The sequence below is a fragment of the Shimia sp. W99 genome (assembly GCF_053851455.3).
This window is the reverse complement of record NZ_JBSQBU020000001.1, coordinates 3436657-3452527: the sequence shown is the minus strand read 5'-3', so window position 1 is coordinate 3452527 and position 15871 is coordinate 3436657. Positions and strand designations below refer to the sequence as shown.

Sequence of the window (15871 nt, the reverse complement as noted above, 5' to 3'; positions counted from 1 at the left end):
CCGCTTGCGAACCGCGCCGCGAGACCAGCGGCACCACGAGAATCAAAAGGGTGAACCCGACCATGTCGCGCTACAGCACCGCAGAGATCGAAGCCAAATGGCAGGAAGCCTGGGCCAAAGCACAAACCTTCAAGGCCGTCCGGGACGAAAGCAAACCGAAATACTACGTGCTCGAGATGTTCCCCTACCCCTCGGGCAAGCTGCATATCGGCCACGTGCGCAACTACACGATGGGCGACGTGATCGCGCGCTACAAGATCTCGACCGGGCATAACGTTCTGCATCCGATGGGGTTCGACGCTTTCGGCATGCCCGCCGAAAACGCCGCCATGGCCATCGGCGGCCACCCCAAGGAATGGACCTATTCCAACATCGACACCATGGTCGAACAGATGAAGCCGCTGGGCCTCTCGCTCGACTGGTCGCGCATGTTTGCCACCTGTGACCCGGAATATTACGGCCAGCAACAGGCGCTGTTCCTCGATTTCCTTGAATATGACCTCGTCTACCGCAAGAACGCGGTGGTGAACTGGGATCCGGTCGACATGACCGTTCTGGCCAACGAACAGGTCGAAGGCGGACGCGGCTGGCGCTCCGGCGCGCTGGTCGAGCGCCGCGAGCTGACCCAATGGTTCTTCAAGATCTCGGACTATTCCGAAGAACTGCTCGACGCGCTCGACACGCTCGACAACTGGCCCGCCAAGGTGCGCCTGATGCAGGAGAACTGGATCGGCAAATCCCGCGGTCTGGAGTTTTCCTTTGACCGCACCGATGGCGGCGACCCGATCACCGTCTATACCACCCGCCCCGATACGCTCATGGGCGCATCCTTCGTAGGCATCTCGCCGGATCACCCGATTTCCAAGGCGCTGGAAGCGGACAATCCCGAACTGGCCGGTTTCCTCGCCGAGTGCCGCAAGGGCGGCACCACCGAAGAAGCCATCGAAACCGCCGAGAAACTGGGCTATGACACCGGCATCCGGGTGAAACACCCGCTTGACCCGAACTGGGAACTCCCGGTCTGGATCGCCAACTTCATCCTGATGGACTATGGCACCGGCGCGATCTTTGCCTGCCCGGCGCATGACCAGCGCGACCTTGATTTCTGCCGCAAATACGACTTGCCGGTGATCGACACCTTCTTCGACCTCGATGATCCGAAACCCGTCGAGAATGAAGCCTTCGTGCCGCCCAAAGAGCAAAAGGTGAAATGGATCAACCACTTCGCCGGTCTCGATGAGGCCACCGGACAAGAAGCGATCGACGTCACCATCGACTTTGCCGAAAAGGCCGGCTGGGGCAAGGGTGTGACCAAGTTCCGCCTGCGAGACTGGGGTCTTAGCCGCCAGCGTTACTGGGGCTGCCCGATTCCTGTCGTACATTGTGATGCCTGCGGCGTGGTGCCCGAGAAGAAAGAAAACCTGCCGATCGAACTGCCCGATGACGTGTCGTTCGACAAACCCGGCAACCCGCTTGACCGCCACCCGACATGGCGCGATTGCGCCTGCCCGTCCTGCGGCGCGCCCGCCAAGCGTGAAACCGACACGATGGACACCTTTGTGGACAGCTCGTGGTATTTCGCACGCTTCACCGCGCCGCGCGCCGAAACGCCGACCTCGATGGAGGACGCGGAGTACTGGATGAATGTCGACCAGTATATCGGCGGCATTGAACACGCGATCCTGCACCTGCTCTATTCGCGCTTCTTCGCCCGCGCGATGCATATCTGCGGCCACCTGCCCGCGAAGTCCAAAGAGCCGTTTGACGCGCTCTTTACCCAAGGCATGGTGACACACGCGATCTTCAAGAACGCCGAACGCACCGACGAAAACGGCCGCGCGATCTATCACTACCCGGCCGAAGTCGAAGAACGGGACGGCGGCGTTTTTGTCAAGGAAACCGGGGAGAAGATCGAGGTCATCCCCTCGGCCAAGATGTCGAAATCCAAGAACAACGTGGTCGATCCGGTCGAGATCATCAAAAGCTATGGCGCCGACACCGCGCGCTGGTTCGTGCTTTCGGATTCGCCCCCGGAACGCGACGTGGAATGGACCGCCTCCGGTGCGGAAGCGGCCTATAAACACCTCGCCCGCGTGCACCGCATCGCCAGCGACGTCGCAACGGCCGAAGACGGCCCGCAAGGGGCGGATGAGGAGCTGCTCCGCGAGATGCACAAGGCGATCCGCGACGTGACCCTTGGCATCGAAAGCTTCGGCTTCAACGCCTCCATCGCCAAGCTTTATGCCTTCACCAATACGCTCGCCAAAACCAAGGCGGGCGCGGCGGCCAAGCGCGAAGCCGCACTGGTTCTGGCACAGCTCATGTCCCCCATGACTCCGCACCTCTCCGAGGAAATCTGGGCCATGCTTGGCGGAGAGGGCCTGTTGATCGACGCGCCGTGGCCGCAGGCGGACGAGGCGATGCTTGTTGAATCCACCGTCACTTTGCCGATCCAGATCAACGGTAAGCGCCGCGCGGAAATCAGCGTGCCCAAGGACATGCCGAAGGAAGAGGTTGAAAAACTGGTCCTCGCCCACGAAGCTGTCACCAGCCGGCTGGAAGGGGCCCAGCCCAAGAAACTCATCGTTGTCCCCGGTCGGATCGTGAATGTCGTCTTGTAACCGCCGAATCTTCCTGCTCTCTGCCGCTGCCCTTGTCGGGGGCTGCGGCTTCACGCCGGTCTATGGCCCCGGCGGCGGCGCCCGCGGGCTGCACCAGAACGTCTTGGTGGACGAACCCACCGATAACGCGTCCTACCTGCTCGTGCGCGAACTCGAAGACCGGCTGGGCCGTGGGACGGGGGGCGAAGCCTATGGCCTCACCCTGTCGCTCAAGACCCGGCAGGAATCGGTCGGCAAGACGGTGGCGCAGGTCACATCCCGTTACAACGTCGTGGGCGAGGTGACCTATGCGCTGCGCGATATCGGCACGAACGAGGTGATGACCACGGGCAAGGTTGATACGTTCACAAGCTATTCGACCACCGGCTCGACCGTGTCCGAACTCGCTGCCGAGAAAGACGCCTATCAACGTCTCATGGTCATCCTTGCCGATCGGATCGTGACCGATCTGCAGGTCTACGCCACCTCGAACCCACTATGAAGCTGTCTGCCCGCGACAGTGCGAGGTATTTCGCCAAACCCGATCCCGATCGCACGGGTCTCCTGATCTATGGGCCGGACGCGATGCGCACAGCCCTAAAGCGGCAAGAGGTCATCGCTGCCCTGATCGGCCCAGCGGGCGAAGAGGAAATGCGCCTCACCCGCATCCCCGGCGCCGAGTTGCGCAAGGACCCCGCACGCCTCAATGACGCCATCAAGGAAGTCAGCTTTTTCCCCGGCCCCCGGGTCGCCTTTGTCGAAGACGCTACCGATGTGGCGGCCTCCGCGATCCTCTCCGCGCTCGAAGACTGGGCGCCGGGTGACGCCCAGATCATCGTCACCGCAGGGCAGCTCAAGGCCAGCTCCAAGATCCGCAAGGCGTTCGAAACGCATCCCAATGCCTATGCCGTCGGCATCTACAACGATCCGCCCAGCCGTGAAGAGATCGAGGCCGAACTCAAACGCTCTGGCCTGAACAATATCGACCACGACGCGATGACCGACCTGACCAACCTGTCACGCGAACTGGACCCGGGGGATTTCCGGCAAACCCTTGAAAAGCTTTCGCTCTACAAGCTGAACGACGATCTGCCCGTGACCTCGCAGGATGTCATCGACTGCGCCCCGGTCTCGACCGAGGCCGCGCTGGACGACATTCTCAACATCGTTGCCGAAGGCCGCCCCCAGGAAATCGGCCCCGTGTTGCGAAAACTCGAGGCTCAGGGGGTCAACCCCGTGGCACTGATCATCTCTGCCACCCGCCATTTCCGTGCGCTCTATACCGCAGCCTCCGACCCCGGCGGCGCGGCGGCAGGCATTGCCCGTATGCGCCCGCCCATCTTCGGCCCGCGTCGCGACCGCATGTTACGGCAGGCGTCGAACTGGGGCCCGGCCAAGCTCGAACAGGCGCTCACCGGCCTGACCGACACCGACCTGCAACTCCGCTCTGCCGGACAACGCGCCCCCGAAATGGCGCTCGTGGAACGGCTGTTCCTACGGCTTGCCATGTTGGCGCGCAGGTGACCGCACCCGCCGGACCTAGCCAAGCGCGTCCTGCAAAAGCAATCGGCCATATTGGGCGTTCATGTGCACGAAATCGTTGCTCGGGTGCTGTGCATCCACCTCCGGCTTAAACAGCATCGACCCCTTGCAATACGCGGACCGGGTGAAAAACCCGCTGTCCTCCAGCGCGTCGGCGGGCGGGGCTTTCATCCTGAAATTCCCGGCGGATCGCGCGACAACACTTCGGTCGATCATGGTTCTCAGATTTCGAGCGCGCACGCCGACACCCGTATCCCGATCATGGTATTGCGCCAGGAACTTTTGGGCACGCGGGCTGTCGACCGAAATCAACGGGCTGCCCACAAAGGACACCTGCACCGAACCGCTCACTTCGGCAATCAGGCGCGCCAGGCCAATGGCCCAGTCCTGTTCCATGTGGTGCGTTATGATGGCATCGGCCATCTCGCTGCTGATCGTCGGCAGGTCGGGCCCGGCCTGATAATGCGCCGATGAAAAAACCGATATCCCGGCGAGAATGACGATCTCGTCATACCGTGCGATTTCAACCTCTGACATGCCGCCCGACGTCCAGCGGAAATTCTTCTGCACAAAAGCACTGGATGATCCAACAACCCCATTCCTGACAGTGGCCGTGCGCAGTGAATTGCGCTGGCTTCCGAACACGTCGACCTCCACGTCTTCAAGCCCACCTTCCGCGCGCATGTCATTCAACGCCGCCCGAACCGCCGCCACATGCGAATTTCCGAGGAAACAAAGCCGCTTCACCGACCAAAAGCCTCCAGCATCTGCTCGTCACACTGCACATCCTCATTGGCCGGAACCTCGGTTGGGCGTGGTCCCGTCTCCTCCTTCCGCAAACGGGGCGGATGGGCGGCGAAAAAGGCGTTCATGACAACCTCGACCCCTTCCGTCATGACCGACCGCAGATTGGATTCGAAAAACGTCCCCCGTGCGGCAGGGTTGGTGATGATCTCATAGCTGGGAAAGTAATCGACGTTGTTACAGGTCTCGCAAAGCCACCCTGCCACCGCGCGTAGCACGGATTTCGAATAAGTCGCCGCCGCAAGAACATGCTGCCCGCTGGCCGTCGCGGTCAATGGCACAGGCGACACCGTCAACAGATAGCGCAACGGCCTTTTCCGGCCGCGCAAATCGTCCAGCATCTGCATGACGGCTCTGAAGTCAGCCTCAATCGCACCATAGGAAAAATTGACAAATTCATAGTCCTGCGCCCGATCTTCCCCCGCAACAATTCCCGGTGCCAAAGGAACCACCTGCCCGCTTTCCTTGTGCACCCACGCCTCAGTCAGTCCCAATGTGAAAACAAAGACGTCGACCTCAAGGAAAAGCCGCCGCACGCAGCGCAAATGGTATCTTCGCGCCTCGATTACTTCGTCGCGCGACAGAAACCCGTTTGGCTCGATAGTCGGGCGGAACGCATCAAAAAACCGCCCCTCGCGTTCCCAGATCAGGAACGGTCCCGGATCGTCGCTGAACGCTGCCTCGACCAACTGGCGCAATTGCCGCGCGGAATACAGGTTGCCATAGCGCGCCGAATACATCCCGTACCCGAACGCCGCATGTTGCGCCTCGGGCAGTCCCCTCGGCGCCGGTTCCACATCCAATACCCTATACCCGTTTTGGGTCAAATGCCGTGCGATATGCTGCGCAAAACAACTCCCGGCCGTCCCGATCTTCTGATCCGGACCGATCTCCCATTTTTTTCGGTAGATGTCCGGCACGGCCAAATGGCTCGGTGCGACGACACCGGACTTCCAGAACGCCCGCTTGTCGAGGTCTGAATAGTAATTCTTCACGCGCGCCCCAAAGCCCTGCAACTGCCCATATACGCCAGATCCTGCGGTTTCTCCGCCTTGCCGGAAATTATGCCAAAGGCTACAAGCCTTGTCACCCTGTCCCGCGAAAATGATCCTGCGCGCCACCACCGCACGACCCTGCGCAAAGCGACCACGCGCGGCGATGACCCTGCGTCAGGCCGCCATTCGTGACTTGCCTTCTTCCCCTACCGCCTGACACTCTCACTGGCATCAGATAGGAGGAAACCGCCATGTACGAAGTCATCGGCAATATCGCCAGCCGCGCCTTTCGTGTCATGTGGATGCTCGAGGAGCTCGGCCAACCTTATGAGTTTTCCCCTGAAAAGCCCCACTCCGAACGGGTCCGCTCGCTGAACCCCACCGGCAAGATCCCGATCCTGAAAGACGGCGACGCGATCATCTCTGACTCCACCGCCATCCTGACCTATCTCGCCGACAAGCATGGCGCCCTCACCTATCCGGCGGGCACCGTCGAACGCGCCCAACAGGACAGCCTCACCCACCAGATTCTCGACGAGATCGACGCCGTGCTGTGGACCGCCGCCCGCCACAGCTTTGTCCTGCCCGAAGACAAGCGCGTCTCCGACGTCAAACCCTCGCTGATGTGGGAATACAGCCGCAACGTTGCGAACATCATGGCGCGCGCCAAGGGCCCCTACCTGATGGGCGACATGATGACGATCCCCGACATCATCCTGACCCATTGCGGCGGCTGGGCCCTGTCGGCCAAGTTTCCGACCGACAATGGCGAATTCAAGGCCTACCTGAAAAACGCCCGCAACCGCCCCGCCTTCCAGAAGCTTCGTAAATAAGGCCCCCGCGCCCCTTCTCAATGGTCCGAAATACCCTGGGGGAGTCGCCCGCAGGGCGACGGGGGCAACGCCCCCTTGCGTCAAAGCGGCGGCACGCGCCCCTGAAGGCAAAACCGCAAACGTCCCGCCGGGCGCGCGTCCTGGATCACCCCGTCCGGCGCGTCCCGATAGAGCTTGAGCAAGGCAAGCGTGTCCGCCACATCTTCCCCCGGGCGCACCCCGGAAAACAGATAGGCCACCTTGCCCGGCCCTCTCAACGCCAATGCAAGCGGCGCGTCGCACATGTTGAGACAGGACGTCGTGCGCACTTCCACCCCAACCGGGGCTGCCATTCTCAAATCGGCCGCAAACCCCGCCCCGTCGGGTGTTTCACCCGGCGCCGCGCAGGTGTCGCAGATATAGACAACATCACCCAATGAGCAGGCCTCCCGTTTCACAAGAACTGGACTAACGGGCCGGGGAATGCGACACAAGGCTTCGCACAACGCAACGGAGATCGAAACACCGTGATCAAGAAAGCTTCTGCCATTCGTGTTGTTCCCGGCAACCCGCGTGACCGTCAGGCAACGGCCCTCCTGCAGGCCAGCCACGCCCTGATGCGATCCCTGTTCAACCCCGAGGAAAACCACTTCCTCTCGGTCGATGAACTGTGCACGCCCGATATCCGTTTCTTTATCGCCCGAGAGGACGACAAGACACTTGGCTGCGCCGCGCTGGCAAACCGGGGGGAGTATGGAGAGATCAAATCCATGTTCGTGGACCCCATTGCACGCGGCAAGGGCATAGCGCACAAACTCATGCAGCGCCTTGATGCCGAGGCACGCGCGCAGCGGCTCAGCGCGCTCAAGCTGGAAACCGGTGACAAGCTGGAACAGGCGCATTCGCTTTACAAGGCGCACGGCTTTGTCGAATGCGGGCCCTTTGGTGACTACGAAGCCAATTCCACCTCGATCTTCATGACAAAAGCGCTCGACTAGGGATCAGCATTCCGCTTCGAGATAGCCCGTACTGCCGCCACTCGGCACCCAGATATCGACCACTTCGCAATCCTGATAAAGCGGCACATAGCTCGCCAGGGGCGGTGTGCGCGCACCATCGCCGCAATCCATGATCCCAAGGATCAGCGCCGCATCGCCGCGAATTTCTATCACGTCACATCCCGTCACCGCCTCCATGGCAATTTCCGCGCGACGCCCGATCGGACCAAGTCGCGGAGCATATTCCGAATTGACGCGAATGGCTTCGGCAAGACGCCCGCGATGGCGAATATCAAATGTGCTGCCCTGCACCGAGACACGCGTTACCTCCGCCCCTCGAAAATGGGGCGTTGGCGCATTACAGGCCACAGCCACCAGGCAAGTCATCAATAACACCCATCGCATGAGCGATACTCTCTCAAACAGGGGTTAACGCCTCCTTAACTTCCGCACCTACCCTGTGCGTCTTTGTCACACTCACATTCTATTTTTCGCATATATTATACATTCCATGTTTAGAATGTAATGGGAGAGTCGTCATGACCACCACGGCCCAAAGACCTGCCGACAGCTACTCGCCGCTCTACTTTCTCGCCTCGCTTGGCGCGGGCGGCCTGTCTGTCACGTTTTTCATGTACCTGATGTTCTGGGTGCCCCACACAGGCAAACCCGTTCCCACCTTCGAGGATATCGCAGTCGCGTTTCAGACAGGCGACCTGCCAATGCAGGCCGCCATCGTGATTGCCGTGCTGGGCATTGCCGTTTTCTCGGTCCTGAACGTCAAATCCCTGATCTGGAATCTGCGCGCCCTGTCTGCCTTCAAGGAAACCGGTGCCTATCTCAAACTGGTAAACTCCAACGCCGAATCCGCGCTTCTTGCGATGCCGCTGGCCATGGCGATGACGGTAAACGCGCTGTTCATCGTGGGGCTTGTGTTCGTGCCCGGCCTCTGGAGCATCGTGGAATACCTGTTCCCCGCCGCGCTTGTCGCATTTGTCCTGATCGGCATCCTGGCATTCCGCCTGATCGCCAGTTTTCTCGGGCGCGTGCTCTCGCAGGGCGGCATCTTTGACGTCACCGCCAATAATAGCTTTGCCCAGATGCTCCCGGCCTTTGCCCTTTCGATGGTCGCCGTCGGGCTCTCGGCCCCCGCTGCCATGAGCACCGCACAGACCACCGTCGGCATTTCGCTGGTCCTGTCCACCTTCATGGGCACCGCCGCCATCGTTTACGCACTGGTGGCGATCTTCACCGCCTTCAACTCGATGCTGCATCACGGAACCGCCAAAGAGGCTGGCCCGACCCTGATGGTGGTGGTCCCGATCCTGACCGTTCTGGGCATCATGTTCCTGCGCCAGAACCATGGGCTGCACGCGACTTTCGAAGTCCATGGCACAGCCGCCGAAACCATGATCTTCCTTGCACGCCTTCTGTCGATCCAGATTCTGTTCCTGCTGCTCGGGCTGCTCGTTCTGCGCCGCCAGGGCTACTTCGCGGACTTCGTGTTCGGCTCGAAAACTTCGCCCGGTTCCTATGCGCTGGTCTGCCCCGGTGTAGCCCTTTCGGTGATGACCCAGTTCTTTGTGAACAAGGGGCTGGTCGGCGCCGGGATCATCGCCAAGTTCGGGATTGCCTATTGGTCGATTACCGCCATCGCGATTGCCTTTCAGATTGCCATGGTGGTGCTGGTGCTGCGCCTCAACCGGCAGCATTTCGGCAAACCCGCCCCGGGTGCCGCTGTCCCGGCAGAGTGAGCTTTTTCCTCCGCAAGAAGGAGAGGGGCGCCTTCGGGCGCCCTTTTCACGTGCACTTACCGACGTGATACCGACGTGTTACCAAACGCCCGAATTGGTCAGATCAGCGCCCCACGTAGCACCCGTCCCAGCCGCCGCATACCTTCGTCAATCTGTTCCAATGTCGGGCTGGAAAAGTTCAAACGCAGTGTATTTGCCCCCGATCCATCCGCAAAGAACGCGCTGCCTGGCACAAAGGCAACCTTTTCACTGCGCAACGCCTCTGCCAACAATTCGGCCCCGTCCAACCCCTTGGGTAATGTCATCCAGACGAACATTCCCCCCTCGGGACGGGTCCATTTCACCCCTTCGGGCATGTGTTTTTCAAGGGCGGCAAGCATGCCATCCCGGCGCGCTCCATAGCTCTGGCGCAGGGTGGCGACATGGCTCTCGAACATCCGGGCGGCGACTTCGTGCACGACGATCTGGTTGACCGTCGGAGAATGCAGATCACTGGCCTGTTTGGTCAAAACCAACTGTCGGATCACAGGCTTTGCACCCACCACCCAACCTACCCGCAATCCGGGGGTCAAGGTCTTGGAAAAGCTCCCACAATAGATGGTTCGGCACGCTTCAAGATCGCCTTTGCGCGCAACCTCAAGGGCGAGGATCGGCGGCACCGGATCCCCGTCATAGCGCAGCGCCTGATATGCCGCATCCTCGATCAACGCCACGTCCAGCGCCTCGGTCAGGTCCAGCACGCTTTCTCGTCCGCGCAGGTCCATCGTTTTCCCCGTCGGATTTGCAAAATCAGGGGTGAGATAGGAAAATTTCACTTTTCCCCCAGCCGCTTGCGCGGCATCCGCATAATCTTGAGCGGGACGGTTTCCATTGACGCTCAACCGATCAAAGCGCGGCTCATACGCCCGGAACGCGCCCAAGGCACCCATGTAGGTCGGCCCTTCGACAAGAGCGGTATCGCCTGCGTTCAGGAACAGCTTGCCCAAGTAATCCAACGCCTGCTGGGAGCCCGACGTGATCAGGATATTGTCAACGTCACACGGCACCCCCATGCGCTCCATCTGCCCCACCAGCCAACGGCGCAGCGGCAGGTATCCTTCACTCACCGAATACTGCAACGCCACCGCCTGGTTCTCCGGCGAGAGCGCGCGGGCATAGGCCTCAGAAAACGCCTCGGCCGGAAACAGGTTGGGGTCCGGAATGCCGCCAGCAAAGGACAAGATACCGGGTTGTTCCAGAAGCTTGAGCAATTCGCGAATTTCGGACGCCTTCATCTGGCTGGCGCGGCTGGCAAAAACCTGTTCGAGACTCATGACGCTTCCTCCCCGTCTGGTCAGGTCCAAGCTAGAAGCCCGGCTCATTATAAGTCAATAATATTGACCTACATGACATAATTCGTGAAGTTCCCCAAGCCCCCTTGCCCTTTCCGCGCGCCCATGGTCAACTCACTTGACCAATCCTGCGAGGTTTCAGAATGCCCTTCCAGAAGGTCCAGCCCGAAAAACTCTCCACCTCCGTCGTCCGCCAGATCGAACTCCTGATCCTGCGCGGCATCCTGCGCCCCGGAGAACGCCTGCCTGCCGAGCGCGAATTGAGCGAGCGACTGGGCGTTTCGCGCCCGTCGCTGCGCGAGGCAATTTCAACACTTCAGGACAAAGGATTGCTGACCTCAAAGGCCGGTGCGGGCATTTTCGTGGCCGACGTTCTGGGCAGCGCCTTTTCTGCGGCCCTCGTGCAACTTTTTGCCGCGCATGACGAAGCCGTGTTCGACTATATTTCGTTCCGCCGGGACATGGAGGGGCTGGCTGCGGAACGCGCCGCGACTTTGGCATCTGACACGGATCTGCAGGTCATTCAGACCGTCTTTGAAAAGATGGAAGCCGCACATACCAAGCGCAACCCGTCCGAAGAGGCTCAGCTGGACGCCGACTTTCACCTCGCCATTATCGAGGCCAGCCACAACGTCATCATGCTGCACATGATGCGCTCGATGTATCAGCTCCTTCGCGAAGGCGTATTCTACAACCGTTCGATCATGTTCAAGCAACGCACCACGCGTTCGGACCTGCTTGAGCAACACCGCGCCATCAACACGGCCCTTCAGGCGCGCGACGCCGACGCCGCACGCGCCGCCGTGACCGCGCATCTCGACTATGTCGAACAGGCGCTGTCAGACCACCAGAAATTCAAGAAGAACGAGGCCATTGCCCAACAGCGCTACGTGCATGAGATGACCCGCTAGGCGCGTCAGGCAACCTTCAGGACAATCTTCCCGATATGCCCACTGGTTTCCATCCGCGCATGGGCTGCGGCAGCTTCGGCCAGCGCGAACTCACTGTCCATGACCGGCGCAACACGACCCGCGTTCAGAAGCGGCCAGGCGTTTTGCCGAAGCGCATCAGCAATCTTGGCCTTGGCCAGGTCGCTCTGCGGGCGTAGAGTCGACCCAGTGATGGTCAGACGCCGCGTCATGATTTGAGCAAAATTCAGCTCTACCTTCGGACCGCTCAGGAATGCGATCTGAACAAGGCGGCCATCATCAGCCAATGACTTGATATTGCGCGGAATATAGTCGCCCCCCACCATGTCGAGGATCAGGTTTGCACCGCCCTCGACCCGTATCACTTCGACAAAATCCTCGGCGCGGTAGTTGATGGCCCGCTCCGCCCCAAGGTCAAGGCAGGCACGACATTTTTCATCCGAGCCAGCCGTTGTGAAGACCCGCGCCCCCAGAACGCTGGCCAACTGGATCGCCGTCGTGCCGATCCCACTTGATCCACCATGCACAAGGAACACTTCGCCTGCCTGCAATCCGCCGCGCTGAAACACGTTCGACCACACCGTGAAAAACGTTTCGGGCAAACAGGCCGCTTCTTTCAATCCCATACCATCCGGGATCGGCAGGCAATGCGCCGCCGGGGTCAGCGCGTATTCGGCATATCCCCCACCAGGCAAGAGCGCGCAAACTTCGTCGCCCTCCGCCCATTCACTCACCCCTTCTCCAACCGCGACAACGGTCCCCGACGCCTCCAATCCGGGAAGATCGGACGCATTCGGCGGCGGCGCGTACATGCCCGCGCGCTGCAGTGCATCCGGGCGGTTCACCCCCGCATAGGCAATCTTGAGCAACACCTCACCAGCGCCGGGCTGCGGCACGGTGCGTTCGGTCAGCTGCAGCACATCGGGGCCACCGGGTTTGGTGATTTCAACAGCTTTCATAAGGTGCGACATGCGGGGCTCCTTGGGTTGTGAAGAACAGGTTGCCCGATCCTTAACATTGACGTGCATCTGCGCAACAGGGGCTTTCGGGTAACGCCCTCGCTGCCCCTTTGTCCGACATGGCTTTGCGGCGTTGCCCAGATCGCCACTCTGCGCTACTCATGCGCAACGCTAAACAAGAGACGGCCCATGTCCCATATCAGCCAGATCGAGATCGACGACCGCAACCTGCCCCCTCCCACGCCGGAGATCGAACAGGAGCGCAAGGTGGCCATGTTTGACCTGTTGGAAGAGAACACATTTGCCCTTCCCAAGAGGGACGATCGCTTGGTACCGGACGGCCCCTACAAGGTGGACCTTTCGATCCGTGAAAAACGGCTGGTATTCGATGTCGCCACCGAAGACGGCGACAAGGCCGCTGAGTTCCACCTGAGCCTGTCGCCCTTCCGTCAGGTCGTCAAAGACTATTGGGCCATTTGCGAAAGCTACTTTGATGCAGTGAAATCATTGCCGCCCAGCCAGATCGAAACCATCGACATGGCGCGACGCGGCATTCACAACGAAGGGGCCCGCATTCTTCAGGAGCGACTGGAAGGCAAGGCCGACATCGACATCGACACGGCGCGCCGCCTTTTCACCCTGATCTGCGTCCTGCATTTCGGAGGCTGAGGCGCGTGGCCGAAGAACTTCCTCAGTCGGTTCTCTTCTGCTGCGACCATAACGCAGTGCGCTCTCCCATGGCCGAAGGAATCATGAAAAAGTTCTTTGGCACCGACGTCTATGTTCAGTCTGCCGGCATTCGCAACGATCTGGAAATTGATGGATTTGCGATCTCGGTCTGCGAAGAGATCGGTGTGGAACTGTCGCGCCACCGCTCGCGCAGCTTTGAAGAGATGGAGAAATGGGGCGATCAGCTTTCGTCCTTCGATCTCGTCGTAGCCCTCACTCCGGCAAGCCGCGCCGAAGCCCGAGACCTGACCCGGTTCTATCACCTCGACCTCGAATACTGGCCGATCTCGGACCCTTCCGGCATGGGTGAAAACCGCGAAACCCGGCTGGAGGCCTATCGCAAATCCCGCGATGAGATCATCGGACACCTTGTCGAGCGTTGGGGCGATCCGCGCGCGACCTGAAACAGGTCGCTTTCGACCCAACGGGCACACAGACTCGCCGCTAGGATTCGTGTGTGATCGACGAGGGGAACCACATGAGCACAGATACGATTCGCGCCTACTACAACGCCTTCAACGCCGGTGATATCAATGGCATGGTGGATTGCCTGTCTGACGCCTTTGTCCATGACGTGAACGAAGGGCAGCGCCGCGATGGCAAGGCGGCCTTTGCCGATTTCTGCGCGCATATGAATCGTTGTTACAAGGAGACGCTGACCGACATGGTAATCATGGTCAGCGAAGATGGCACGCGCGCTGCGGCCGAGTTCACCGTCAACGGCACCTATCTTGAAACAGACGGGTCTCTGCCAAAGGCACATGGCCAGTCCTACGTCCTGCCAGCAGGTGGATTTTTTACACTTGAGGATGGCAAAATCACGCGCGTGACAACCTATTACAACCTCAACGACTGGATCAGGCAGGTGTCGTGATGGAAGTGCGCAAGCTGGTCGGCGATGCGCTGGCGAACGCGCTGGACGACGTCGCGCGCTTGCGTATCGAGGTATTTCGCGCTTTCCCATATCTTTATGATGGCGACCTTGCCTATGAGCGCGACTATCTCAGGCCCTATGTCGAAAGCGATTCGGCCATCATCGTTGGCGCATTTGATGGCGATCGGCTTGTCGGGGCTGCGACAGGCACCCCGCTGCGCGACCATGCCGACGATTTCGCAGCCGCCTTTGCAGAAACCCACATCTCGCTGAACGACGTGTTCTATTGCGCTGAGTCTGTCCTTCTTCCCGAGTATCGGGGAATGGGACTCGGTCATGACTTTTTTGATCACCGCGAAGCACACGCGCGGTCGCTGGGGTTTTCCAAGGCTGCATTCTGTGCTGTTCTGCGTGAAAATGGCCATCCCCTCCGACCGGAAGGCTACGTGCCGCTCGATGGTTTTTGGCGCAAGCGCGGCTATGCCCCGCTTAAAGGGGCCGTGGCCGGGTTTGAGTGGAAAGACATCGACAAGGGTGCGGAAACAGAAAAGGCACTGCAATTCTGGATCCGGGACCTGTGACAAGGAAGACATCCATGAGACTTGCAACCGCCGGATACCCGCTCGATTTTTTTGATAGCTGGGCAGCCTACGAAGACAAGCTGCATCGATGGGTCTCCGATGCAGCGACAAACGGCGCGGACCTTTTGGTCTTCCCCGAATATGGCGCGATGGAACTGGCCACGCTTGCGGGGGCCGATGCGGCCCGGGATCTTGAACAATCGCTGCATGCCGTGTCCGAACGCATGCCCGAAGCCAATGCCCTGCACGCCCGCCTGGCGCAAGAATTCGGCGTGCATATCCTCGGCGCCTCCGCCCCGGTTTTTGACGGTGGCCCGCGCCCGGTAAACCGCGCTCACATCTTCGCGCCTTCCGGTGCAATCGGGTTCCAGGACAAGCAGATCATGACACGGTTCGAAACCGATCCGTGGAATGTCGTTCCGGGCGGGGAGTTGAAGGTTTTCGACACCACCATCGGCAAGATCGGAGTGCTGATATGTTATGACAGCGAATTCCCCCTGCTCGGCAAGGCGCTGGAAGCGTGCGACGTGATCCTAACGCCAAGCTGCACGGAACAGCTCTCCGGCTATTGGCGCGTGCGTGTCGGGTCCATGGCGCGCGCCCTCGAAAATCAGTGCGTTGTCGCCATGGCGTCACTGGTTGGCACGGCAGAATGGTCCGAAGCCGTCGACATGAACACCGGCATGGGAGGCATCTTTGGCCCACCCGACACCGGCTTCCCTGACACGGGCGTCATTGCCGAAGGCACCCTGAACCAACCCGGCTGGACATATGGGGATGTCGACCTGCAAACCATTGACGCAGTGCGCGAAACCGGCAGGGTGCGCAACCGCTGGGACTGGGCCAATCAACTGGGCCGTGATTCCCAAGTCACAAACCAGATTTTGCGCTGAGATTGCCCTTGAAAACCTGTGCATATAGGCCCATTTAAGGGCAGCCCGCGCAAATGGCGGGTATTATGTA

Annotated in this window: 18 protein-coding genes; 12 read left to right on the top strand and 6 right to left on the bottom strand. The window is 60.3% G+C overall.

What is annotated here, in order from left to right; genetic code table 11:
- The first annotated feature begins 62 nt into the window (after positions 1 to 62).
- Genes leuS through holA form a run of 3 tightly spaced genes read left to right on the top strand, consistent with a single transcriptional unit; the run spans position 63 to position 4124 of the window.
- Positions 63 to 2621 (top strand): leucine--tRNA ligase, encoded by a 2559-nt coding sequence (gene leuS, locus ACS3QZ_RS16735; RefSeq protein WP_456038862.1) that lies wholly within the window; start codon positions 63 to 65, stop codon positions 2619 to 2621.
- On the top strand, positions 2608 to 3102 hold the full coding sequence (lptE, locus tag ACS3QZ_RS16730) for an LPS assembly lipoprotein LptE (protein WP_093093741.1): 495 nt from the start codon (positions 2608 to 2610) through the stop codon (positions 3100 to 3102). The genes leuS and lptE overlap by 14 nt, the downstream gene beginning before the upstream one ends.
- Complete coding sequence (gene holA, locus ACS3QZ_RS16725) at positions 3099 to 4124, top strand: DNA polymerase III subunit delta (RefSeq protein ID WP_456038861.1); 1026 nt, start codon at positions 3099 to 3101, stop codon at positions 4122 to 4124. Before lptE ends, holA begins: the two co-directional genes overlap by 4 nt.
- A 15-nt stretch (positions 4125 to 4139) precedes the next feature.
- Here holA and ACS3QZ_RS16720 read toward each other — a convergent pair whose 3' ends face one another.
- A complete protein-coding gene (locus ACS3QZ_RS16720; RefSeq protein WP_456038860.1) occupies positions 4140 to 4889 on the bottom strand; it encodes a hypothetical protein in 750 nt (249 codons plus the stop codon).
- Complete coding sequence (locus ACS3QZ_RS16715) at positions 4886 to 5941, bottom strand: GSCFA domain-containing protein (protein ID WP_456038859.1); 1056 nt, start codon at positions 5939 to 5941, stop codon at positions 4886 to 4888. Before ACS3QZ_RS16715 ends, ACS3QZ_RS16720 begins: the two co-directional genes overlap by 4 nt.
- A 251-nt stretch (positions 5942 to 6192) precedes the next feature.
- Here ACS3QZ_RS16715 and ACS3QZ_RS16710 point away from each other — a divergent pair, with 251 nt between their 5' ends.
- Positions 6193 to 6774: a glutathione S-transferase family protein gene (locus ACS3QZ_RS16710; RefSeq protein WP_456038858.1), complete on the top strand. Its 582-nt coding sequence runs from the start codon at positions 6193 to 6195 to the stop codon at positions 6772 to 6774.
- 80 nt (positions 6775 to 6854) lie between these two features.
- On the opposite strand, the gene ACS3QZ_RS16705 is transcribed toward ACS3QZ_RS16710, so the two are convergent.
- Positions 6855 to 7190, bottom strand: a complete 336-nt coding sequence (locus ACS3QZ_RS16705; protein ID WP_456038857.1) for a DUF1636 family protein — start codon at positions 7188 to 7190, stop codon at positions 6855 to 6857.
- Between the two features lie 90 nt (positions 7191 to 7280).
- Here ACS3QZ_RS16705 and ACS3QZ_RS16700 point away from each other — a divergent pair, with 90 nt between their 5' ends.
- Entirely contained in the window at positions 7281 to 7751 is a 471-nt protein-coding gene (locus ACS3QZ_RS16700) for a GNAT family N-acetyltransferase (RefSeq protein ID WP_242654755.1), read from the top strand.
- 3 nt (positions 7752 to 7754) lie between these two features.
- Here ACS3QZ_RS16700 and ACS3QZ_RS16695 read toward each other — a convergent pair whose 3' ends face one another.
- Positions 7755 to 8138: a hypothetical protein gene (locus tag ACS3QZ_RS16695; RefSeq protein ID WP_456038856.1), complete on the bottom strand. Its 384-nt coding sequence runs from the start codon at positions 8136 to 8138 to the stop codon at positions 7755 to 7757.
- A 152-nt stretch (positions 8139 to 8290) separates the two neighbouring features.
- Here ACS3QZ_RS16695 and ACS3QZ_RS16690 point away from each other — a divergent pair, with 152 nt between their 5' ends.
- Positions 8291 to 9505 carry a TsoY family (seleno)protein gene (locus tag ACS3QZ_RS16690; RefSeq protein WP_456038855.1) on the top strand — a complete coding sequence of 405 codons (1215 nt, stop codon included), beginning with the start codon at positions 8291 to 8293 and terminating at the stop codon, positions 9503 to 9505.
- A gap of 98 nt (positions 9506 to 9603) precedes the next feature.
- Here ACS3QZ_RS16690 and ACS3QZ_RS16685 read toward each other — a convergent pair whose 3' ends face one another.
- Positions 9604 to 10818 (bottom strand): aminotransferase-like domain-containing protein, encoded by a 1215-nt coding sequence (locus ACS3QZ_RS16685; RefSeq protein ID WP_456038854.1) that lies wholly within the window; start codon positions 10816 to 10818, stop codon positions 9604 to 9606.
- Positions 10819 to 10979: 161 nt separating this feature from the next.
- Between ACS3QZ_RS16685 and ACS3QZ_RS16680 the strand changes: the two genes are divergently transcribed.
- Complete coding sequence (locus ACS3QZ_RS16680; protein ID WP_093093727.1) at positions 10980 to 11747, top strand: FadR/GntR family transcriptional regulator; 768 nt, start codon at positions 10980 to 10982, stop codon at positions 11745 to 11747.
- 5 nt (positions 11748 to 11752) lie between these two features.
- Here ACS3QZ_RS16680 and ACS3QZ_RS16675 read toward each other — a convergent pair whose 3' ends face one another.
- A complete protein-coding gene (locus ACS3QZ_RS16675; RefSeq protein WP_456038853.1) occupies positions 11753 to 12736 on the bottom strand; it encodes an NAD(P)H-quinone oxidoreductase in 984 nt (327 codons plus the stop codon).
- Between the two features lie 177 nt (positions 12737 to 12913).
- Between ACS3QZ_RS16675 and ACS3QZ_RS16670 the strand changes: the two genes are divergently transcribed.
- The 5 genes from ACS3QZ_RS16670 (at position 12914) to ACS3QZ_RS16650 (ending at position 15801) form a co-directional block, all read left to right on the top strand.
- Entirely contained in the window at positions 12914 to 13393 is a 480-nt protein-coding gene (locus ACS3QZ_RS16670) for a UPF0262 family protein (protein WP_456038851.1), read from the top strand.
- 5 nt (positions 13394 to 13398) lie between these two features.
- Positions 13399 to 13857 (top strand): arsenate-mycothiol transferase ArsC, encoded by a 459-nt coding sequence (locus ACS3QZ_RS16665; protein WP_456038850.1) that lies wholly within the window; start codon positions 13399 to 13401, stop codon positions 13855 to 13857.
- Between the two features lie 74 nt (positions 13858 to 13931).
- The gene (locus tag ACS3QZ_RS16660; protein WP_093093719.1) at positions 13932 to 14327 is read left to right on the top strand and encodes a ketosteroid isomerase-related protein; all 396 of its coding nucleotides are present in this window, start codon (positions 13932 to 13934) and stop codon (positions 14325 to 14327) included.
- Positions 14327 to 14908, top strand: coding sequence for a GNAT family N-acetyltransferase (locus ACS3QZ_RS16655; RefSeq protein WP_093093717.1), 582 nt, complete (start codon positions 14327 to 14329; stop codon positions 14906 to 14908). The genes ACS3QZ_RS16660 and ACS3QZ_RS16655 overlap by 1 nt, the downstream gene beginning before the upstream one ends.
- A gap of 14 nt (positions 14909 to 14922) precedes the next feature.
- The gene (locus ACS3QZ_RS16650) at positions 14923 to 15801 is read left to right on the top strand and encodes a carbon-nitrogen hydrolase family protein (protein ID WP_456038849.1); all 879 of its coding nucleotides are present in this window, start codon (positions 14923 to 14925) and stop codon (positions 15799 to 15801) included.
- The last annotated feature ends 70 nt before the right edge of the window (positions 15802 to 15871 follow it).